This is a genomic window from Serratia sp. SA088 (assembly GCF_049065515.1).
GTDB lineage: Bacteria > Pseudomonadota > Gammaproteobacteria > Enterobacterales > Enterobacteriaceae > Serratia > Serratia nematodiphila.
In genome coordinates, this window is record NZ_JBAKGW010000001.1 from 903,383 (window position 1) to 922,829 (window position 19,447).

The 19,447-nt window shown below is 58.0% G+C and carries 21 protein-coding genes; 7 read left to right on the plus strand and 14 right to left on the minus strand.

Features of this window, described 5'->3' with window-relative positions; all coding sequences use genetic code 11:
• Positions 1-53: 53 nt before the first annotated feature.
• Together ACOWVD_RS04385 and ACOWVD_RS04390 are read right to left on the minus strand one after the other, a co-directional pair.
• Positions 54-2,120, minus strand: coding sequence for a TonB-dependent copper receptor (locus ACOWVD_RS04385; protein ID WP_420286772.1), 2,067 nt, complete (start codon positions 2,118-2,120; stop codon positions 54-56).
• A gap of 224 nt (positions 2,121-2,344) precedes the next feature.
• The gene (locus ACOWVD_RS04390; RefSeq protein WP_075201890.1) at positions 2,345-2,746 is read right to left on the minus strand and encodes a DUF2946 domain-containing protein; all 402 of its coding nucleotides are present in this window, start codon (positions 2,744-2,746) and stop codon (positions 2,345-2,347) included.
• A 229-nt stretch (positions 2,747-2,975) separates the two neighbouring features.
• Between ACOWVD_RS04390 and ACOWVD_RS04395 the strand changes: the two genes are divergently transcribed.
• The gene (locus tag ACOWVD_RS04395; protein WP_197763554.1) at positions 2,976-3,584 is read left to right on the plus strand and encodes a class I SAM-dependent DNA methyltransferase; all 609 of its coding nucleotides are present in this window, start codon (positions 2,976-2,978) and stop codon (positions 3,582-3,584) included.
• A gap of 40 nt (positions 3,585-3,624) precedes the next feature.
• Here ACOWVD_RS04395 and ACOWVD_RS04400 read toward each other — a convergent pair whose 3' ends face one another.
• Positions 3,625-4,926: a PQQ-dependent sugar dehydrogenase gene (locus ACOWVD_RS04400; RefSeq protein ID WP_421105468.1), complete on the minus strand. Its 1,302-nt coding sequence runs from the start codon at positions 4,924-4,926 to the stop codon at positions 3,625-3,627.
• A 10-nt stretch (positions 4,927-4,936) separates the two neighbouring features.
• Positions 4,937-5,362 carry a DUF2231 domain-containing protein gene (locus ACOWVD_RS04405; RefSeq protein ID WP_021503704.1) on the minus strand — a complete coding sequence of 142 codons (426 nt, stop codon included), beginning with the start codon at positions 5,360-5,362 and terminating at the stop codon, positions 4,937-4,939.
• Between the two features lie 168 nt (positions 5,363-5,530).
• Between ACOWVD_RS04405 and ACOWVD_RS04410 the strand changes: the two genes are divergently transcribed.
• Positions 5,531-5,989 carry a YbaK/EbsC family protein gene (locus ACOWVD_RS04410; protein ID WP_049240993.1) on the plus strand — a complete coding sequence of 153 codons (459 nt, stop codon included), beginning with the start codon at positions 5,531-5,533 and terminating at the stop codon, positions 5,987-5,989.
• A gap of 85 nt (positions 5,990-6,074) precedes the next feature.
• Here the strand turns inward: ACOWVD_RS04410 and ACOWVD_RS04415 are convergent, their stop codons facing one another.
• Entirely contained in the window at positions 6,075-6,452 is a 378-nt protein-coding gene (locus ACOWVD_RS04415) for a VOC family protein (protein WP_033633031.1), read from the minus strand.
• 252 nt (positions 6,453-6,704) lie between these two features.
• On the opposite strand from ACOWVD_RS04415, the gene ACOWVD_RS04420 reads away from it, so the two are divergent.
• Positions 6,705-6,920 carry a GrpB family protein gene (locus tag ACOWVD_RS04420; protein ID WP_053091203.1) on the plus strand — a complete coding sequence of 72 codons (216 nt, stop codon included), beginning with the start codon at positions 6,705-6,707 and terminating at the stop codon, positions 6,918-6,920.
• A gap of 379 nt (positions 6,921-7,299) precedes the next feature.
• Here the strand turns inward: ACOWVD_RS04420 and ACOWVD_RS04425 are convergent, their stop codons facing one another.
• From ACOWVD_RS04425 to ACOWVD_RS04435, 3 genes are all read right to left on the minus strand, one after another.
• On the minus strand, positions 7,300-7,680 hold the full coding sequence (locus tag ACOWVD_RS04425; RefSeq protein ID WP_049240995.1) for a DUF4440 domain-containing protein: 381 nt from the start codon (positions 7,678-7,680) through the stop codon (positions 7,300-7,302).
• An 85-nt stretch (positions 7,681-7,765) separates the two neighbouring features.
• Positions 7,766-8,278 (minus strand): hypothetical protein, encoded by a 513-nt coding sequence (locus tag ACOWVD_RS04430; protein ID WP_075201891.1) that lies wholly within the window; start codon positions 8,276-8,278, stop codon positions 7,766-7,768.
• Positions 8,279-8,317: 39 nt separating this feature from the next.
• Entirely contained in the window at positions 8,318-9,328 is a 1,011-nt protein-coding gene (locus ACOWVD_RS04435; protein ID WP_049240996.1) for a LacI family DNA-binding transcriptional regulator, read from the minus strand.
• A 317-nt stretch (positions 9,329-9,645) separates the two neighbouring features.
• Between ACOWVD_RS04435 and ACOWVD_RS04440 the strand changes: the two genes are divergently transcribed.
• The 3 genes from ACOWVD_RS04440 (at position 9,646) to ACOWVD_RS04450 (ending at position 12,763) form a co-directional block, all read left to right on the plus strand.
• Complete coding sequence (locus ACOWVD_RS04440; RefSeq protein WP_021503698.1) at positions 9,646-10,569, plus strand: substrate-binding domain-containing protein; 924 nt, start codon at positions 9,646-9,648, stop codon at positions 10,567-10,569.
• Positions 10,570-10,635: 66 nt separating this feature from the next.
• Positions 10,636-11,811 carry a Gfo/Idh/MocA family protein gene (locus ACOWVD_RS04445; RefSeq protein ID WP_049241000.1) on the plus strand — a complete coding sequence of 392 codons (1,176 nt, stop codon included), beginning with the start codon at positions 10,636-10,638 and terminating at the stop codon, positions 11,809-11,811.
• Between the two features lie 10 nt (positions 11,812-11,821).
• The gene (locus ACOWVD_RS04450; RefSeq protein ID WP_164094951.1) at positions 11,822-12,763 is read left to right on the plus strand and encodes a sugar phosphate isomerase/epimerase family protein; all 942 of its coding nucleotides are present in this window, start codon (positions 11,822-11,824) and stop codon (positions 12,761-12,763) included.
• A 36-nt stretch (positions 12,764-12,799) separates the two neighbouring features.
• Here ACOWVD_RS04450 and ACOWVD_RS04455 read toward each other — a convergent pair whose 3' ends face one another.
• Together ACOWVD_RS04455 and ACOWVD_RS04460 are read right to left on the minus strand one after the other, a co-directional pair.
• Positions 12,800-13,075: a helix-turn-helix domain-containing protein gene (locus ACOWVD_RS04455; RefSeq protein ID WP_239504272.1), complete on the minus strand. Its 276-nt coding sequence runs from the start codon at positions 13,073-13,075 to the stop codon at positions 12,800-12,802.
• A gap of 86 nt (positions 13,076-13,161) precedes the next feature.
• Positions 13,162-14,247: an NAD(P)-dependent alcohol dehydrogenase gene (locus ACOWVD_RS04460; protein ID WP_421105469.1), complete on the minus strand. Its 1,086-nt coding sequence runs from the start codon at positions 14,245-14,247 to the stop codon at positions 13,162-13,164.
• Between the two features lie 315 nt (positions 14,248-14,562).
• Here ACOWVD_RS04460 and ACOWVD_RS04465 point away from each other — a divergent pair, with 315 nt between their 5' ends.
• Complete coding sequence (locus ACOWVD_RS04465; protein ID WP_060559667.1) at positions 14,563-14,976, plus strand: energy transducer TonB; 414 nt, start codon at positions 14,563-14,565, stop codon at positions 14,974-14,976.
• A 60-nt stretch (positions 14,977-15,036) separates the two neighbouring features.
• Here ACOWVD_RS04465 and ACOWVD_RS04470 read toward each other — a convergent pair whose 3' ends face one another.
• From ACOWVD_RS04470 to ACOWVD_RS04485, 4 genes are all read right to left on the minus strand, one after another.
• On the minus strand, positions 15,037-16,572 hold the full coding sequence (locus tag ACOWVD_RS04470) for a phospholipase D family protein (RefSeq protein WP_085336899.1): 1,536 nt from the start codon (positions 16,570-16,572) through the stop codon (positions 15,037-15,039).
• An 86-nt stretch (positions 16,573-16,658) separates the two neighbouring features.
• On the minus strand, positions 16,659-17,450 hold the full coding sequence (locus tag ACOWVD_RS04475) for an AraC family transcriptional regulator (protein WP_004937878.1): 792 nt from the start codon (positions 17,448-17,450) through the stop codon (positions 16,659-16,661).
• Positions 17,451-17,806: 356 nt separating this feature from the next.
• On the minus strand, positions 17,807-18,124 hold the full coding sequence (locus tag ACOWVD_RS04480) for a cupin domain-containing protein (RefSeq protein ID WP_015377878.1): 318 nt from the start codon (positions 18,122-18,124) through the stop codon (positions 17,807-17,809).
• 261 nt (positions 18,125-18,385) lie between these two features.
• Complete coding sequence (locus ACOWVD_RS04485; protein WP_197763559.1) at positions 18,386-19,438, minus strand: NAD(P)/FAD-dependent oxidoreductase; 1,053 nt, start codon at positions 19,436-19,438, stop codon at positions 18,386-18,388.
• Between the last annotated feature and the right edge of the window lie 9 nt (positions 19,439-19,447).

Genomic DNA, 19,447 nt, shown 5'->3' on the forward strand with positions numbered 1-19,447 from the left:
CGGATCGCATATCGCCTGACCGGGCGACGGTTACCCATCGCCCGGTGAATAGCTTAGAAGGTGACGTTAACCTTGGCCCACAGGGTGCGGCCCGGTTCATTCACCGCGCTGTTGGCCGAATAGCCGAAGGCGCTGTTGCCCGCCAGGTTGAGGTGCTCGCTGTAGGTCTTGTTCAGGATGTTATCCAGACCGGCGCTCAGCTTGACGTTTTTATTCACCTTGTAGGCGGCGTTGGCGGAGAGCACGCCGAAGCCGGCGCTTTCGGCAAAGTCTTTGCCCACCACGTTGCCTTCGTTGATCGCCACGCGGTGTTGGCTGCTGACCAGACGCCACAGGCCGGTGCCGCTCCAGTCGCCGTACTCGTAGGTCAGCCCCAGGCGCGCTTCCAGCGGCGGGATCTGCGGCAGCGGGCGGCCGTCGCGGGTGTTTTTACCCCAGGAGTAGGCCAGGCTGGCGTCGGTTTTCCAGTGTTCGCTCAGCTGGTAGCCCATGCCCATTTCGCCGCCCATGATGTTGGCGTTGACGTTGTCGGCCTGGCTGAGGCGCGCGTTGTGCGGATCGTATTTGAACAGGATGAAATCATCGACGCGGCCCAGGTAAGCGGAGACCCAACCGTTGAAGCGCTTGCCGTTATACTGCGCGCCGATATCAAGCTGCGTGGTTTTCTCGCTCTTGACGCTGGCGAACGGATCCTTGCTGCCGTTCGGGCCGAGCTTCGGCGAGAACAGCTCCCAGTAATCCGGGAAGCGCTCGGTATAACCGACGCCGGCATACAGCATCAGCGGCAGCTCGGCCAGCGTGTGCTCAAGGCGCATAAAGCCGCTCGGCAGGGTGTCGGAACGCTCCGCATCGCCGCCGTTGCGGAAGTTTTCCACCAGGGTGCGATCGAGACGCGCGCCGCCGATCAGCTTATCCTGCTCGCTGGTGGACCACGTCAGCTCGCCGAAGGCGCCGTAGCTGTTGAACTGGGCGTCTTTTTCCCAGCTGCCGCGGCTCATGCTGCGGTGGGTGTTGGTTTGGGTGTCCAGGCCGCTTTCCAGCTTCACGTCCTGCCACTGCCAGGTGCCCATCACGCGGCCGCCGACGGTGCGGCGATCGAGCTGCATCGTCATGCCGGAGGACATCATATGCCCGCCATGGCCGCCCATGCTCATGCCGCCATGGCCACCGTGCCCACCCATGCCGCCGCCGCCCGGTGAGCGCAGGGTGACGTTGTCCATCACGTGGTTGGCGTAGTTGTAGTAGACCTGCGCTTCCAGCTTATCCAGCACCTCACCGATGTTGGATTTTTCCACCCGCATGCCCAGGCTTTCGCGCTTGAACTGCGAACCGTCCATGCTGCGGCCGGCATAGCGCGCTTCGCCGTTGCCGCGGCCCATGGTCACTTCCAGCAGCGTATCGTTGTCCGGCGTCCAGCCGAGCGCCAGATCGCCGTTCCATTTGTCCCAACGCGACGGCACGCGCGTATGGGTGCCGTCCTGATAGTCGTTGGAGCGGGATTTGTTGGCCATCACCCGCAGATAACCTTGTTCGGCGCCGAGGCTGGCGTCGATATTCTCGTCCCAGCGGCCGTTGGAACCGGTCAGCACGCTGGCGTTGCCTTTGACGCCCGGCTTGTCGAAGCGCGGGCGTTCACGTTCGAAACGCACGGTGCCCGCCGACGATCCCGGCCCCCACAGCACCGTCTGCGGCCCTTTGGTGATGGTCAGCAGATCGAAACTTTCCGGCGAGATGTAAGAGGTGGGCGCGTCCATTCTCGATGGGCAGGCGCCCAGCATTTCCGAACCGTCGGTGAGGATCTTCAACCGTGAACCGAACATGCCGCGGAACACCGGATCGCCGTTGGTGCCGCCGTTGCGGATCTGAGAAAAGCCGGGAATGGTTTTCAGATAGTCCGAACCGTCACTGGCGGGCACCGGCTGGCGCGGAGTTTTCGGTGACGTCACGATGGTCAGCGGAGAGTAGAGTGGTGCGGTGACGGTGATCACGTCGCCATCATTAACCTGTGTGTCGGTAGGGTGCTGATGCGCCTGCGCCGCGTGGCCGGCCAGCAGGAACAGCGGCATGGCGGTGGTAATGGCGCGGGTGGCGGCGTTCTTTTTATAAACGGGTTTAAACATCATCTTTCCTTAAGCTAACTTTTTCCGTTCTTGGCCGAGGGATTATTCAGGCGTGGGGAGGCCTGGCGAAAATCACCATCGGTAAATACGGGGGTTAATTCCCTGAACGTGGAAATAACCGGGCTAATAATGTCGTCTCGATGATTAACCATTGGGCGAATTAATTCCGCCGGGTTGAAGCGATCAACGGCAATACAGAGAACGGCAATGGGCTTATTGTTAAATCAGAGGAAAGAGACGGGCGGCGCGCGCGGCTGTAATTCGGTGTGAACGACGTGGGCAAACAGGGGAACGAGATAGTGGATCGGCGGCGGGCGTGAAGCCAGCGGCAGGGACCAGAACAGCGGGGCGTGGCTCACGTCCAGCAGCGGCGCATGCAACAACAGCACGCAGTAGCCGCAGGCGCTGTCGTCCATCATCATCGCCATGTTGTGGTGGCCGCCTCCGTGCTGCATCAGCGGCTGCGCGGCTTTTTCAGGTTCAGGCGACGGCGAGTGCATCTCGTGATGTATCGGCATATCCATGCCGCAATCCGCCATGACGGTCGTTCCAGCACTTCCGGCGCGTACATGCTCCAGGGATCGCGAGATCACCGGCGCAATGAACAACATCAGAATGGCAAACATCCCTAACCAGGCGGCGGCCCGATTTCGCGATGCATGGGGCTGAATTAACGACACAATCGACCTAAAAAAGGGTTAACACAGGGTAGGGAATTGTACTGGTTTATGTCGAAATGTTAAAACCTTTTATTTCTGGTCAACGGCCTGTTGATGAATATATTATCGGATAAGCGCGTTAATTTTGGCCAAAGGCTATTTTTACTGCGCCAATAACATAACGGGGAAAATATTAATGACGGAAGAACTGGCGAGCACGATTATTCCGCTTTATGACGAACATGCCGCCGCCTGGGAACGCCTCAGACCCACCACGCTGTTTGAGCGGCCGTGGCTCGACCGCTTTTTACAGCTTACCCCGGCCAATGCACGGCTGCTCGATCTCGGCTGCGGCAATGGCGCGCCGATCGCCGCCTACTTTATTGAACAAGGGTATCGAGTCACCGGCATCGACGGTGCGCAGGCGATGATCGCGCGCTGCCGGCAGCGTTTTCCACAGCAGGAGTGGCGGCAGATGGATATGCGCCAGCTGAATCTGGCGACAAGATTCGACGGCCTGCTGGCCTGGGACAGCTTCTTCCATTTGGCGCGCGACGATCAGCGCCGCATGTTTCTACTGTTCAGACGGCACGCCAAGCCGAATACCGCATTGATGTTCACCAGCGGCCCTGCAGACGGCGTGGCGATCGGCAATTTCGAAGGCCAGCCGCTGTTTCACGCCAGCCTGGCGCCGGAGGAGTATACGCGCTTGCTGCAGGAGAACGGCTTCCGCGTGGTCGATCATGTGGTGGAAGATCCCGCCTGCGGGGGAAGAACGGTCTGGTTGGCGCAAAGCATTGAGTGACAATGTCACGTGCAGGTTCTTCGGAACCTGCACGTTAACGTTATTTAGCGCTGACGCGCCAAACGGTGTTGCCCACATCATCCGCAATCAGCAGGGCGCCAGCCTTATCGACCGCTAATCCAACCGGTGCGCCATAGAGTTCCTTCTCGTCGTCGGAGACAAAGCCAGTGACCACCGCTTTGAGTTTACCGACCGGCTTGCCTTGCTCAAACGCCACGTAGCTGACCCGGTAGCCGTTCAGCGGCGAGCGATCCCAGCTGCCGTGCTCGCTGACAAAGGCGCCGCCGCGATAGTCGGCCGGCAGAGCGCTCGCGGTGTAGAACAGCAGCCCCAGCGGCGCGACGTGCGAGCTGAGGGCGTAGTCCGGCTTGATGGCTTTCGCCACCAGATCCGGCCGCGCCGGCTGCACCCGACGATCGACGTGCTGGCCGAAATAGCTGTAAGGCCAGCCGTAGAAGCCGCCGTCCTGCACCGAGGTCAGGTAGTCCGGCACCAGATCGGCGCCGATCTCGTCACGCTCGTTGACAATCGCCCACAGCTTACCGCTGTGCGGTTCCCACTGCAGCCCGGTCGGATTGCGCAGGCCGCTGGCGAAGATGCGGCTGGCGCCGGAGGCGGTGTCCACTTCCAACACGGCGGCGCGCCGGTACTCTACGGCCAGGCCATTTTCGGTGATGTTGCTGTTGGATCCAACGCCGACATACAGCTTTTTACCGTCCGGGCTGGCCAGCAGGGCCTTGGTCCAATGATGGTTGATGGTGTCCGGCAGATCGGCCAGCTCTTTACCCGGATCGCTGATGTGCGTTTCGCCCGGCTGATAGGCGTACTGCATGATATTGCCGGTGTTGGCCACATACAGGCTATTGCCAATCAGCTGAACGCCGAACGGAGAATCGAGCCCCTCGAGGAAGACATGCTTTTCCCAACTGCCGTCGGCGGTTGGGCGCAGCAGGGTGATACGGTTACCGCCTTTTCCCCCTTTACCTGACTTGCCCTTAACCAGCCCGGCGATCAGCTGCTTGGGGGTGCTGACCGCTTCGGTGCCCGGCCCGTTGGCCTCCACCACCAAAATATCGCCGTTGGGCAGGGTAAGCAACTGACGCGGGTGCAGCAAACCGTCTGCCACCTTGTCAATTTTCAAGCCTTCGGCGACTTTCGGCATCTGGTTTTGCTGCCAGCCCACGCCCTTTGGCACCTGCATCGGCGGCATCAGGAAGTCTTGCGCCGCCGGCAACGCCGGATCCGGCCCCATTTGTTGTTCCGGCGAAATGACGGCGCTGTTATCGCAGCCGGCCAGCGCCAACACGGCCGAAAGCGCAATCGCGATGGATGATAGCTTCATGAAAACCTCCTTATTTTGCGCGGGCGCTCACGGCCAGCAGAATGTTGGCGAAGCTCAGCAGCGCGACCACGATCGCAGACAGCACCAGGCCTTGCGGCACCACGGCATACGCATCCCGGCTATGCACGAAAGCGTTGATAATGGCGAGAACGATGGCCAACAGATTCAGCCAGAAATGGAGCTTGACCGATGAGCCCTGTAGCCGGCCGCTGCCGAACCACACCTGCACCAGGTTAATCAGCCGGGGAATAATGGCAAAAATCAGGCCGATGGCGATCAGCCAACTGGCACCATTGACCCATTGAATATTCGCCGTGCAGGCATAGATGATGTCGAAAATGAGCGCCGCGGTAAAAAATCCGTAGGGTATTGGATTGAGCCATTCATAGACGGCCACCGCGGCCGCTGAAGGCCTTGCTGTCGTTTGCGTGGTCATACGGTTATCTCCATGAAAAATGATAGATAAAAAAGGCGTTGGCCCCTTAAAGCTTTGTTCAGATTCATCGATTTGAACAATTTTGATTCTCATTTTTAGCATGCGATGTTAAAACCGAAACCATCACTTCGGCATTATCAATGGCTTAGCAATATCAGGAGGCAGGGCATGAGCATAGAACGCGTTCAGCGTTTTCTGGCCGAGCACGCACCGGAGACGACGGTGACGGTGCTGGCAAAGAACACCGCAACGGTGGCGCTGGCGGCGGAAGCCTTTGGCGTGGAGGGCGGGCAGATCGCCAAGACGCTTTCGTTTCGTGTAAACGACGGCGTGGTGTTGTTGGTGATGGCGGGAACCGCCAGAATCGACAACAAGAAGTACAAGCAATTCTTTGGCGTAAAGGCACGCATGCTGCCGACGGAGGAGGTGGAGGCGCTGACCGGCTATCCGCCCGGCGGCGTTTGCCCCTTTGCCGTACCGGCAACGGTGAGAGTTTACTGCGATCGCAGCCTGTGCAGCTACAGTGAAGTGCTTCCGGCTGGCGGCAGCGATAACTCAGGCGTGAGAATTGCGCCGCAGCGGCTGGCCAGCATCACCGGAGCAGAATGGATTGACGTGACGGGGTAACTTTAAGTGACGATGTCACAATTGCGTTATGTTAAATCCAATGCATTACATCGTGATTAATATGCTGTTTTAACTGGAAAAATCACTAGTCCATCGGATTGTGGCAAACTGCCTCGATATTATGGCCATCCGGGGCGATCACAAATGCCGCATAGTAGTGGGCATGGTAATTGGGTCGTAAACCGGGCGCGCCATTGTCTTTGCCGCCGGCTTTTAGCGCGGCGTGGTAGAACGCATCGACCTGCTCACGGCTGCTTGCGACAAATGCCAGGTGTAGGTGCGCCGGCTTTTCGTCGGTTTGAAACAGGCACAATGACACATTACCCCGATCGGGACAAAGTTCGACGCCATAGCCGGGCTCGCCTTCAGCAACGATTTTTACGCCCAGCGGCGCCAGCGCATTGAGGAAAAACGCTTTGCTTAGGGCAAAGTCGCTGACGCCAAATTTCACATGATCAAACATGGAGAGGCTCCTGGAGCGAGGAAGAATGTTTCCATTCAGTATAGCCAACGCCGTGGTGGGCGCCGAAAGCAATGAAACGCGCGCCAATGCGCATTTGGCGTGCAAATACTGCCCGCTTAAATGACGCGTTTGGGAGAAATCTGCAGTATCGTAGCCGCCACGTTTTATCAGATTTCACGTAGCGCGATCAAAAAATACCGGCAGGTATACGTCATTGGAAAACATGCCCGGTCATCATTATTGGAGTGGAAAATGTCAGCGCGCATCATCACGATCCCAACGATTGATATATTGCTGGAGGTTGAAAGTCTGCCGGCGTTGGATAGCTTGAATGACAGGATGCGTGACATGGGATATACGCCGCGTGGCGAGAACGGCATTGCCGGCAGGCGTTACTACATCAAGGGAAATGGCAAACGCACGCATCACGTGCATGCATTTATTGCTGGAAGTGAACAGGCGATCTGACATTTGGCGTTCAGAGATTATCTGCGCAAGCATTATGCTGTTCTCAGCAATACAGGGCAATCAAATACCAGACAGCAGAAGACTGCCGGCAAAATCCAGCGGCTTATGGCCGGTTGAAAAACGAATTGATTCAACGGCACGAGCAGTTGGCGCTGGCCTGGTTGGCCACAGGTGAAACCCCATGAATCAGGCCTGGACGGCATAATCCACATACCTGCATATGAGTGCGCATAATGTATATTATGTTAAATTGAATTGCTGGATACGCACCGGGTTTAGCCCTGCACATTATCTCCCGCCTCACCTTCAACGCTATCCATCCCTCTGACATCCCGTTTTACCGCCAGGCTTACTGCCACTCGGCCGCTTTTAAATGCAATCACTCATCAGTCGGCGTGCCTTGATGAAACCGCATTTGCCAATCTGCCTTGGCTGTCAGAAGCCAAATCGATGAACGTTCGGTGCAACGAACGGCGTGGCCCTGCGCATCACGCTGAAAACTTTTATACGTCAGCAACACGGCGCCTTTGCTGATTTGCGCCAGCTTAAAACCTTCGGCAAAAATCTGCGGATGTTCAGTTTCCATTTCCAGCGCCGCAACGGTTTGGCGTTTGTCATAACGCAGCCCTGAACGACCAATCTCTTCAAAGTCTTCATGCAGCAATGCCGCGACGCGGCGCGGATCGCGGCGCACCGACGGCTGATGCAGTTCAACCTCAAGCGCCTGGATTTGGCTGTGCCACTCTGCAAAATGGGTCAAAATACCCTCCTTTTTGATCGCGCTACGTGAAATCTGGCAAACTCCGGCAGTCAATCTGCACCAGAATGACACTCGTGAGACCTGATTATTCCCAGGACTCCTTCTCATAATGCTTCTGCCAGTTCTTTTCCGTGACGGGCACAAGTTCCCCGTTGAACGTGTAGGTGCAACAACGGCATCTCACCGGCACATCTTCTGCGGTAAATGCCGGGTTCACTTTCTGCAGTATCCCTCGTTCATCGACACACAGTCCGCTGTAATAGCTAGATTCACCACAGCAGACATAGCTCCGCCAGTTTTTACGGTGCAGCGCCACCAGGTAAAAAATGGGTGCTGGTTTGTCCAATCGACTAACCGCTTCGCTATGTACTTCATTCCAGGGTTGGCCCACTTTACTGAGCAGAAATTGAAATAGCGGCGTGTAATCCATGCCATGTTGTATCCGCCCATGCATGCTTTCACGCAGCGGCAACTGCTCATCATCCGCCTGTTTGCCATGGCGTCCCCAACGGTATTCACCACCGCTGGCGATGGCCCCTTTGGATGTAACACTTTCTCTTCTATAGAGTTTTTTCTTTGTATCGCGATGAGTTCTCATCAAACCCCCAAAGTGACACCGTCACAAAAAAGACAAATCTCACGCCTGTTTTTCCCAAAAATGCGACCGCCGAACCCGCAATTCCCCGTGCCGCCAGGCGCCGTCTGCCGTGGCGCGATTGTCGATCAGGCGATTCAAGGCTTCTTCAACCAGCCGGTCGATGCGTTGGCTATAGCTGGTCAGCGCCCAATTGGCTGAGCCGGCCTCATCGATATCGTCGAAGCCCACCACGGCCATCGCGGACGACGGCGCCGTTTGCCTGAGCGCTTCGAGCGCCCCCAGCGCCAGCACGTCGTTCTCGCAGAACAGCGCCTCAATCCGCTCGCTTTCCGGCGTTGCCTGCAGGTATTCGCTCATCAGCTGGAAACCGCGTTGGCGATCGTAGTGGCCGGCGGTGAGCACCCGATCCAGCCGAAAGCCGGCGGCCATCAGCCTGTCGCGGTAGCCTTCCATGCGCAGCAAATGGCTGCTTTGCGTGTCCGGCCCCTTCATGTAACCAAAGCGCCGATGCCCTTGTTCTATCAGCAGCGCAGCGATCTCTTCGCCGGCGCGGTAGCCGTCGATATTGACCACATCAATGTGTTCGCTTTCCGTATTGCGACATACCTGCACCAGCGGGATCTGATGCAGATCTTGCGCGATCGCCGCCCACTCTTTGGTTAACACCGTCGCCAGGAACAAAATGCCATCGACCTGCAGCTGATCGGCCATCGCCATCACCGCCCGGTAGTTTTCCCCCGCAGTGATGTTCAGCAGCAGCGCCATATAACCGCGAGTTTGCAGCTGTTTGGTGACCATATCGAGCATCATCATCGAATGCGGGTTCTTCATCTCGTCGATGGCCACGCCAATGATGTGCGTGCGTTTTTGCGACAGGCTGCGCGCCAGTAGGTTTGGCCGATAGCCCAGCTCGGCCGCCGCCGCCAACACGCTATCACGCGCGCTGTCCGAGATCGACGCACCGGGCGTAAAGGCGCGCGATACCGTCCATTTAGAGACGCCTGCCTTTTCGGCGACGTCGCTGGCGGTGGCTTTGTGGTGTTTTTTCATGGTTGCGTCGATCCCTGCTTCGGTGAAGTTAAACTATACCCTGCTCGCTCAGATCCCCTAAGCGCCTGCCGGCATATCAGCTGCAATTATGTATCGTTTTTGCACCCGATTGCAATTTGCTGTGCAACCGGGTGCAAAACGTAAAGAGTTTGTGATCGTCCGCGCTATTTTCACCTTTCCCCTGTTGACCAAATTTTATCCATGGCCGACATTCACGGTGGCATTCAGAGACTCATCGCCGTTTTTTCTTCTGATTTGCACCCGGTTGCAGAAACGCTGTTTTTACATAACACCTCTCTTCTCAACAGGATACCGTAATGAAAAAAACCAGACTGCTGTTGATGTTAGCCTGCTCGCTGTTTGTCGTGACCGCTCAGGCCAAGAGCTATCAGGTCGGCGTGGCGCTGGCCAATTTCGATCTCAACTTTGTCTCCATCCTGCGCAGCCAAATGGCGCGAGAACTGGCTGCGCAACAGCTGCAAGGCCAGTTCGTCGATGCCAAAGGCGATGTCGCCCTGCAGGTGCAGCAGGTAGACGATCTGATTAATCAGGGCGTGGACGCCATTATCCTCAACCCGGTTGATACGCAAGGCGTCCAGCCGATGATAGCGGCCGCCAAACGCGCCGCTATCCCCCTTATCTTCGTCAACCGCAAACCCGAAGTGCCGCTGAGCGGCGCGACGGCCTACGTCGGCTCCGATTCAGCGCTCAGCGGCCGCCTGCAGATGGAGGCCCTGGCGAAAAAAATGAATTACCGCGGCAACGTGGCGATCCTGATGGGCGCCCTCTCCAACGAAGAAACCCGCGAACGCACCCGCGCGGTGGAGGCGGTGATCGCCAAACACAAAGACCTGAACGTGGTAGAGAAACAGACCGCCAAATGGCAGCGCAATGAAGCGGTCGACGTGGTCTCCGGCTGGTTGCTGAACGGCGTACCGATCGATGCGATCGCCGCCAACAACGATGAGATGGCCATCGGCGCGATCATGGCGCTGAAGCAGGCCAAAAAGAACGGCGTACTGGTTGCCGGTATCGACGGCACGCCCGACGGCCTGCAATTTATCAAAAATGGCGACCTGGCGGTGACCATTTTCCAGGATGCCAAAGCCCAGGCGATCGGCGCGGTGCAAGTGACCCGAGCGATGTTGGATCGCGCCAAAACCGAGTCTTACAACTGGGTGCCTTATGCCACCGTGACGCGAGAAAACTACCCGCAATTTGCACAGATGAACCAGAAATAAACCGTTGCCACTCTCTTTTCAACCCATTTTGCACCCGAGTGCAATACCACAATATCAGGAGTCAGCATGTTAAATGGTGAAAGAAGCATCCCTCGCCCGCTGCGTTGGGCGATGATCGGCGGCGGCCGCCTCAGCCAGGTGGGCTACAAGCATCGTTCCGGCGCACTGCGCGACAATACCGCCTATCGGCTGGTTGCCGGCGCTTTTGATATCGACGCGGCGCGCGGACGTGAGTTTGGCGTCAATCTCGGTGTGCCCGCCGAACGCTGCTATGACGACTATCAACAGCTGCTGAAACAAGAGGCCAACCGCGAAGATGGCGTTGAGGTGGTGACCATCGCCACCCCTAACGGCACCCACTATGAAATTACGCGCGCCGCGCTGAATGCCGGCCTGCATGTCATCTGCGAAAAGCCGCTGTTCTTTACCACGGCGGAGGCAAGAGAAATCAAGGCGCTGGCGGCGGAGAAAGGTCTGATCGTCGGGGTGACCTACGGCTTCTCCGGGCATCCGCTGCTGATGCAGATGCGCGCCATGATCGCGAACGGCGACATCGGCGAAATACGCATGGTCGAATTGCAGTACACCCATGGCTTCAACGCCAATGAAAGCGCGGACACGTTCGAGGCGCAAAAGTGGCGCGTCGATCCGAAAATCGCCGGCCCCTCCTTTGTGCTGGGCGACATCTCTACCCACACCTTCTACATCTCACAGCTGGTCATGCCCAACATGAAAATTGCCTCCCTGCTGTGCGATCGTCAGAGCTTTATCCCTTCCCGCGCCCCGCTGGAAGACAATGCCATGGTGCTGATGCACTACGAAAACGGCGCCGTCGGGCGCATGTGGGCCTCCGCCATCAACGCGGGCGCAATGGACAGCCAAAGCATCCGCGTGGTGGGCTCACGCGCCAGCCTCCAATGGAGTGATTCCACACCCGGCGAATTACGCTATGAGATCCAGGGGCGGCCCAGCCAGACGCTGCACCACGGCATGCCCTATCTGGACGACAGCGCCCTGGCGGAAGAGCGGCTCGGCGCATTGCATACCGAAGGGCTGGCCGAATCCTGGGCCAATATTTACCTCAAGTTCGCCATCGCCATCAGCGCCAGTCAGCGCGGCGATCGGCAGACGCTGGCCGCGCTGATCTATCCGGATATCGATGCCGGATTGGAAGGCGTGCGCTGGATTGAGAACTGTGTTCGTTCCGCCGACAACGGCGCCACCTGGGTTAATTACCAATAAGGAAAGCACCATGAAACTTTCGTTCTGTACCGACAGCCTGGGCCATTTACCCTTCGAGCCGATGCTGGATCGGCTGCTGGAGCTGGGGGTGCGCGGTGTGGAGATGACCACCGGCGGTTGGTCCCCGGCGCCCCATCTGGATACCGAGGAACTGCTGGCCAACCCCGCCAAACGCCGGCGGCTGCAGCAAGCGCTGGCCAGCCGCGGCATGGAGATCGCCGCGCTCAATGTCTCCGGCAATCCGCTCGATCCGGGCGAGCTGGGGCAGCGTCATCTGCGCCAAACCGACAATACGCTGGAGCTGGCCGGCCTGCTGGGGGTGAAGAAGATCGTGATGATGAGCGGCCTGCCGCCGGCCAGCCCGCATGACACCATCCCCAACTGGATCACCTATACCGTCAGCTGGCCGCCTACGGTGAAAAACTGTCTGGACTATCAATGGAATGAGGTGGCGATCCCCTATTGGCAGGCGCTGGTCGCCCGAGCCAAAGCGTGCGGCGTCGAGCGCTTTGCGCTGGAAAACTTCAGCGCCATGCTGGTGTGGAACCCGGAAACGCTGTTCCGGCTGCGCGAGGCCGTTAGCCCAATGGTGGGCTTGAACCTCGATCCCAGCCACTTGATCTGGATGGGCGCGGATCCCATCGCGGTGGCCCGCGCCCTCGGCCCCGCCATTCACCATGTACACGGCAAGGACGTGCGCCTGGAGCGCGGCGTCGTCGAGATCAACGGGCTGCTGGAGACCAAACCGATCGACGAGGTAGCTGGCCGGGCCTGGAACTATGTCGCCGTCGGCTGCGGCCGGGATCTGCAGTGGTGGAAGGAATTCTTCTCGGTGGTGCGCATGATGGGTTACAACGACTGGGTGTCGCTGGAAATGGAGGACTTGACCATGTCGGTCGATGCCGGCATCGACTCTTCCGTTCAGGCGTTGCAGCAGACGATCAGCCGGTAGCCTCAGGCGCGGCGGCTACGGCCGCCGCGCCCCCTTTCACTCCGGTTCACTCGCCCCGGCCGGCATTTGCCGCTGATACTGCGACGGCGACTGCGCCATCACCCGTTTGAAGGCGGTGCTGAACGCGCTTTCCGAGCCATACCCCAACGGGTAGACGATCGATGCGACGTTTTCTTTACCGGCCCGCAGGCGATCTGCCGCCTGCAGCATACGCCAATGCGAGAGGTATTCCATGGCGGTGCTACCAACCAGCCCTTTGAAACGTTGAGCGAATAGCCGGCGATGCGGGCCAGCTCTTCCAGCGTTCCCCACGGCGTCGAGCTGATCGCCGGCCGCACGGCGACGGTCAGTCTCAAGGATAACGGGGAATAATCCGCCGCTAACCGTATCGCTGGGCTTTATGGCGTGATGGCCAACTTAATCACGCCATCGCGTTTCTCCGCGAACAACGCGTAGGCCTCTGCGATATTCTCCAGCCGAAAGCGATGCGTCACGAACGGCCTGAGATCCAAACCGCCATGCTGGATGACGTTCATCATTCTGCGCATCCGCTCCTTGCCGCCGGGACACAGAGCCGTACGGATCGTATGATCGCCCAACCCATAGGCAAGTGCACTCACCGGCAGATGGAGGTCTTCGCTATAAACGCCAAGGCTGGATAAGGTGCCGCCGGGTTTTAACACCCGCAGCGCTTGATTGAAGGTGGCTTGCGTCCCCAAACACTCGATGCTGGCGTCCACACCACGCCCCGCCGTAATCTTGAATATTTCATCAATCACATTGGTTTTCTTGTAATTCAGCAAGACGTTTGCCCCCATCTTTCCCGCCATCATCAGCTTTTCGGGAGAGCTGCTGATGGCAATAATCAGGCTGGCGCCCTGCAGACGAGCGCCCGCAGTGGCGCATAAACCGATCGGCCCCTGGGCGAAGATGGCCACCGTGTCACCAATTTTAATGTTGGCATTTTCCGCGCCTTTAAAACCGGTAGACATCACATCCGGGCACATCAGCACCTGTTCATCCGTCAGACCGTCCGGTATGAGCGCCAGATTGGCTTCAGCATCAGGCACCAGTACATATTCAGCCTGGGTACCATCGATAACATTGCCGAAGCGCCAACCCGCCGTGGCTTTATATCCGTGGCAACGGCATTCCGGCAAATAGGCTCCGTCCTGGGCAGGAAATCCATCCTGGCAGGCATAGGATGTAAAAGAGGGGCAAATGGCGCCGGCCAACGCCCGCTGCCCTTCATTAAAGCCTTTAACATTGCTCCCGAGCTTTTCTATAATCCCAACCGGCTCATGACCCACGGTCAATCCGTGAGGCACGGCATATTCGCCCTTAAGAATATGAATATCGGTACCGCAGATTGTCGTCGTGGTTATTTTGAGCAAAGCATCGTTGGGGCCAGGAGAAGGAATCGGCTTTTCAATGAGTTCTATTCTCCCCCTGTCGATAAAGGCGGCGGCTTTCATCATGCGCATGGTGGAAGATCCTTTGGTTTCTGTCGAGGTAATTACAAGAAAGAATAATCAAAACGGTTATTTTTTCTATTTTAATTTCTTGTAAAGTAATCACTTTCATCAATAATTCCAATAGCGAAGTAAAATAAGAAATATAATTAACCGAAGAATTAATCCCACCCCGACAAACTATTTACCTTCATCTTTTCGAGTAGAGCATCGCTTAAGAAAAGAATGGTTAACACCCTAGCGAAAGCCGCATTACTTCTCTTTCTAAATACCCTGCGCTAAGCGAAAATATGCGTTATCTGATTGATAGAACATGCAGGAAACGCCATGTCACGATTCACCCTCATCCCGCTGAGCCTGGCACTTGCCGGCTGCGCGCCATTGCAACCTGATGGCTGTGAAAAAGCCAGTGCGGTGAACGATTGCGTCTATGCCTGGCGTGCAGGCAGCAATGTTCCAGCGGCAAAGCAACCGCCTAATCTGGGATGCGACGGCCAAGTCTTTTATGAGCGGCCATACTATTCCGCCTCTGCGAAGGCTGAAAAACGTGAAGGCGAAGTGAGCGCAACGTTTGATGTTGATGATAAGGGTAAAGCCAGAAATATCGTACTAACGGGCACCCCGGAGTTCTATCGCGACACCAAAAGCGCTATCGCACGCAGCTGCTGGATACCAGGCAGCGTTAATGAAACAGCGTTGTTTACTTTTAAACTCTCTGGTGATGCTGAAGCCAACCGATAAGCGCAGGATAGGTTCCCTTGCAACGGTTGACTTAACGGGTGTCGGCGGCATTCGCCGCCCTTACAACATCCACTCGATCGGCAGCCAGCCGGCCACGGTGAGAACGATGCGTTTTACCCAGCCGGCGCCGGGTTCTTGCTGGTGCACCTCGGTGTGGCCGTCTTCGAAGGCTTCGTTCCACACCATTTTGCCCTTGGGCGTCAATGTCGGCCGGTAGGCGGCATACTCGAGCGGGCCATCAAACAGTTGGCGGGTGTCGGCCGCCAGCGTCGGGCTGTCGATCAAAAAGCCCATTTCGCAGTTCAGGTGCGCCGATCGCGGATCGAAATTGAACGAACCGATAAACACCCGCTTATCATCGATGGCGAAGGTTTTCGCGTGCAGCGCCGCGCCAGACAGCCCCAGAGGTTTGAGTTCCTTGCGCCCCGTCGGTTGGCCGGCGCGCAATTTCAGCTCGAACAGCTCCACCCCCGCCTGCAGCAGATCGCGGCGGTATTTGGCGTAACCGGCATGGACCACCAGCACGTCGGTGGTGTTCATCGCGTTGGTCAGCACACGGATGGATTTCCCCTGTTTGGCAAGCGATTCAAAAAAGCTCGCCCCTTCCCGGCCCGGCACGAAATAGGCGGAAACCAGCTCCAATTGCTGGTTGACGCCGCCGATGATCTTGCTGAGCTGCGTCACCATCAAACGATCGCGCGAAGCCTTACCCAACCCTTTCGCCGGATCGTCGGCCACCAGCTCGACCTGGGTGAATTCCGGCTGCACGGCGCCATCGCGAAAGCGCACCGCACTGGTTTCCAGCTGCACCGCCAGTTTGCGGGCCCGGTCACTGCTTTCGGTCGCGGTGGCCTGCGTCAGGAAAGCAGAAAGATTGCCTTTGCCTCGGATAATTTGCTCAACGCCAAACACCGAAGCGCTGTTCCAGTAGCGATCGAAGACCTCGGCGGTTTCCGCCACCACGTTACCGACGCTCAACACGTCGAGATCGAGGAAATAGTTTTCGTCGCCGACCTGGAAATACTCGTCGCCGATGTTGCGGCCACCGATGATCGCCACAGCGCCATCGACGATATAAGACTTGTTATGCATGCGCCGGTTCATGCGCATAAAGTCAAAGGCGTAGCCGGCCAACTTCGGCGTGCGCACGGTTGATGGGTTGAACAGACGGATCTCGACGTTTTCCTGGGCGTTCAGCGCCGCCAGGGTCTCGTCCATGGCGACGCCGTTATCGTCCAAGAGCAGCCGCACGCGCACGCCGCGCTGGGCGGCGTCATACAGGGTTTTCAGCAGGATCTGCCCGGAGGTGTCGTTATGCCAGATGTAATACTGGGCGTCGATCGACCTTTCCGCCATTCGCGCCAGCGCCAGGCGGCTGGCGAATGCATCGTGGCCGCTGACCAGCGGCACCACGCCGCTCAGGCCGGGATGCGCCGCCATCAGTTCGGCGGCTCGCGCCGGCAATAGCGCGGCAGGATCCGCCGGCAACGCCGCCTGCGGTGAACGTTGGGAAATATCCGGCAAACGAAAGAGGACTCTTGCCGCAATAATGGCGATCGTCACGGCGAGAATCAGATACACGACAATTTTTATCACGGGACGCGGCCTCTGAAGTTGACTGCTTTGCTTTATACGTCATTAGGTTGCTTCAATCTATAGGAGAAGCGCGCTATGCCATAAGGCTATAGCGTAAAGCGCGAAGGCGAAACGCCAAACAGTTTTTTGAACGCCACCGAATAGGCGCTGTGACTCTCGTAACCGCTTTCGAAGGCGGCGTGGATGATCGAGTTGCCGGCCAGCAGCAGCGGAATGGACGACAGCAGCCGCAGGCGTTGTTTCCACTGGCCAAAGGTGATGCCGGTTTGTTGGCTGAAATGGCGTTGAAAGGTCTTTACGCTGATCGACAGTGAATCGGCCCAGGCCTCAATACCGCGTTCGTCGGCCGGCGTGATGACCAACTGCCGGCAAATTTCGGCCATTCTCGCCTCTACCGGCCAAGGCAGATGCAGCGCCAGCTGCGGCTGCAGGCTCAGCTCCTCCAGGAACAACGCTCTGAGCAGCGCATTGCGTTTGGTCTCCGCCCCTTCAGGCGCCAGCGTCGCCAACTGGGCGATCAGTTCTCGCAACAGCGGTGAAACCTGTAATACGCCGTCGCGCAGCGGCAAACGCGCGGCGGTGATTTCATCGACCAAAATCCCGTAAACGCAGATGTTGCTCTGCATGACGATCTGATGTTCTACCCCCGGCCGCAACCAAACCGCGGTGGTGGGCGGCACGATCCAGCGACCGCTGCTCGCCTCGACCGCCATAACGCCCTGTTGCGAATAGAGCAAATGACAGCGTTTATGCGAGTGGTAAGGAATGACGAAGCCCGCCGGATAGTGTTTCACCAGCCCCGTCACCTCGAACGAGGAATTTTCGTGGCTGCTGAGGTCGATGCGTTTCGTTTCGGCGTTGTCGACTTCGAATCCCATGATCGTTTGTCCCTTTTGATAACGCGAATGTCTTTTATTTGATAGAGGGAGCGCATGATCCTCCATATAGTGACGTTCTCGCAAGCCACACCAGGGGCCTTATGCGAAGAAACTCACTATTTACACCAAAATTTCATCGTTCTGCGTAAAACGGAGGCGATGACGTTGCGCATGCGCTGCGCGATGGCGGCTCGTTGCGGGGGCGACGCGGCCGAAAGTGATGGAGAGGGAAAGCGCGGTGGCATAATCAGGAGGTGTACGCATCAATCAGCAGGTAGCGCGGCCTGGGGGACGGCTTACTGCTGAAGGGATAGGGAGAGCGCCTAGGCTCTCCTCCATCCAACGTTGTTATCTCATCAACGGGCCAACTCGGCGCCGTCCAGCTCTGAAATCGCCAGACAAATCACTTCCGTGATGGCCTGTACCGTATAAGCGGTATTGGCAGGAATGATCAACATCTCATGGGGTTGCAACGTCTGATCGTCAACCTTCAGTTCACCGCTCAGCACCATCAGTTTCACCCAGCCCGGATGAAAACGCGCCGGTTGCCGGCTGCCCGCATCCAGCTTCAGCAACGCCGTATGGCCAGGCGTCTCCCGTTTCAAAATGTGAAAGTGTACCCCATCGTAAGGCATGTTTTCGTAATGCAGTGACGCCAGTGTTCTCTTATGCATGGTAAGTGTCCTCGTGACCGGTGAGTAGCTGCTCCGCCTTCGGTCGCCGTAGAAACGATTGGCGGCTGTCCCTACCGAAAGCACAGGCTCGGAGCCTCTTGGCGAACGGATTAACTGTCGTACTTGCAGCGGCCCGATCGACCGCCGTTTCATGCCTAACCTGCCTCAGGCATGCTAATAAATATATAAGAGCCTCGCCGACGGCGCAAAAAACCGCTGCAACGTTGAGCGCATTACGATGTGAATCCATAGTCGGAAAGATTATCCAGCAGCCCGATCAGTGAATCGCGCCGGGCGGTAGCCGCGAGGAATGGCGGGATTAACGCCGTGCAGCAGCTCGTCGCTGACCAGCCGCCCCAGAGTCGGAGCGCACATCACGGCCGGATGCATCACCGCCACATAGAGACAGGTGGCGCCCAGCGGCCCGAGGATGGGATAACCGTCGCGCGGCCTGGGGCGCAGCCCCACCGAACACGTCTGCAGCTGCAATGGCGCCGAGCCGTGCAGGCGGTTTTGAAGCGCCGATCGCGCGTCCTCTTCCACGTGTTTGACATCGCCGCCAGCGGGATAATCCTCCGCCGCGAGCAGATCGCCATTTTGCGCATGACGCACTTCGATGTCGTCGCCCGCAATCAGCGTGTTCACCGCCTGCGCCGCCGCGTGATAGCGCAACAAAATTGCCGGCGACGCCTCGATCGGCAACGAGAATTCGCTGCCGTCCAGCAGCGCAGAGATCCCCGTACCGCAGGCGAGCACGACCCGTTCGGCGGCGATCGCGCCCTCATCGGTAACGATGCCGGTTATCTGCCCACCGGCTTCGCGCAGAAATCCGCTGACCGCACGTCCCAGAAGCAACTCGCCGCCCAACGCGCCTACCCGTTCGAGCAGCCGCTGTGTCACCTCTTGCGGATCGACCGCGCCATCGCGCGCCGCAAAATAGGCCTGGCTATCGGGCCGCCAGAGCGCCGGCTCCAGCGCCATCACCTCGGCTAAGGACAGACGCCGATTGTCGGGGTTTTGCGTAGCCGGCGCCTGACCATAGCTGAGCGCGCCGGACCAATTCACCCACAATTCCGGGATCTCCTGCGTCAGGCGCATCCAGTCAGCCACGATCTCGCGCCGCAGAAACGCGTCGGGAGCGCCGTCAGGTACGCCTTCGCTGATCCAGCCGAACGAGCTGCCTGTGGCCCCCGCTGCGGGATACGCCTGCTCAACGACGATAACGCGCTGCCCCTGACGCGCAAGATGATAGGCGATCGATGCCCCGACAATCCCGGCGCCCACGATAATAATGCGTGATGATGTTCCATTCATTAATGATGC

What these genes read in the sequence shown, in the direction of transcription:
- ACOWVD_RS04385 (WP_420286772.1), bottom strand. Translation starts at nt 2,120, where the DNA reads ATGTTTAAACCCGTTTATAAAAAGAACGCCGCCACCCGCGCCATTACC.
- ACOWVD_RS04390 (WP_075201890.1), bottom strand. Translation starts at nt 2,746, where the DNA reads ATGTTTGCCATTCTGATGTTGTTCATTGCGCCGGTGATCTCGCGATCC.
- ACOWVD_RS04395 (WP_197763554.1), top strand. Translation starts at nt 2,976, where the DNA reads ATGACGGAAGAACTGGCGAGCACGATTATTCCGCTTTATGACGAACAT.
- ACOWVD_RS04400 (WP_421105468.1), bottom strand. Translation starts at nt 4,926, where the DNA reads ATGAAGCTATCATCCATCGCGATTGCGCTTTCGGCCGTGTTGGCGCTG.
- ACOWVD_RS04405 (WP_021503704.1), bottom strand. Translation starts at nt 5,362, where the DNA reads ATGACCACGCAAACGACAGCAAGGCCTTCAGCGGCCGCGGTGGCCGTC.
- ACOWVD_RS04410 (WP_049240993.1), top strand. Translation starts at nt 5,531, where the DNA reads ATGAGCATAGAACGCGTTCAGCGTTTTCTGGCCGAGCACGCACCGGAG.
- ACOWVD_RS04415 (WP_033633031.1), bottom strand. Translation starts at nt 6,452, where the DNA reads ATGTTTGATCATGTGAAATTTGGCGTCAGCGACTTTGCCCTAAGCAAA.
- ACOWVD_RS04420 (WP_053091203.1), top strand. Translation starts at nt 6,705, where the DNA reads ATGTCAGCGCGCATCATCACGATCCCAACGATTGATATATTGCTGGAG.
- ACOWVD_RS04430 (WP_075201891.1), bottom strand. Translation starts at nt 8,278, where the DNA reads ATGAGAACTCATCGCGATACAAAGAAAAAACTCTATAGAAGAGAAAGT.
- ACOWVD_RS04435 (WP_049240996.1), bottom strand. Translation starts at nt 9,328, where the DNA reads ATGAAAAAACACCACAAAGCCACCGCCAGCGACGTCGCCGAAAAGGCA.
- ACOWVD_RS04440 (WP_021503698.1), top strand. Translation starts at nt 9,646, where the DNA reads ATGAAAAAAACCAGACTGCTGTTGATGTTAGCCTGCTCGCTGTTTGTC.
- ACOWVD_RS04445 (WP_049241000.1), top strand. Translation starts at nt 10,636, where the DNA reads ATGTTAAATGGTGAAAGAAGCATCCCTCGCCCGCTGCGTTGGGCGATG.
- ACOWVD_RS04450 (WP_164094951.1), top strand. Translation starts at nt 11,822, where the DNA reads ATGAAACTTTCGTTCTGTACCGACAGCCTGGGCCATTTACCCTTCGAG.
- ACOWVD_RS04460 (WP_421105469.1), bottom strand. Translation starts at nt 14,247, where the DNA reads ATGCGCATGATGAAAGCCGCCGCCTTTATCGACAGGGGGAGAATAGAA.
- ACOWVD_RS04465 (WP_060559667.1), top strand. Translation starts at nt 14,563, where the DNA reads ATGTCACGATTCACCCTCATCCCGCTGAGCCTGGCACTTGCCGGCTGC.
- ACOWVD_RS04475 (WP_004937878.1), bottom strand. Translation starts at nt 17,450, where the DNA reads ATGGGATTCGAAGTCGACAACGCCGAAACGAAACGCATCGACCTCAGC.
- ACOWVD_RS04480 (WP_015377878.1), bottom strand. Translation starts at nt 18,124, where the DNA reads ATGCATAAGAGAACACTGGCGTCACTGCATTACGAAAACATGCCTTAC.
- ACOWVD_RS04485 (WP_197763559.1), bottom strand. Translation starts at nt 19,438, where the DNA reads ATGAATGGAACATCATCACGCATTATTATCGTGGGCGCCGGGATTGTC.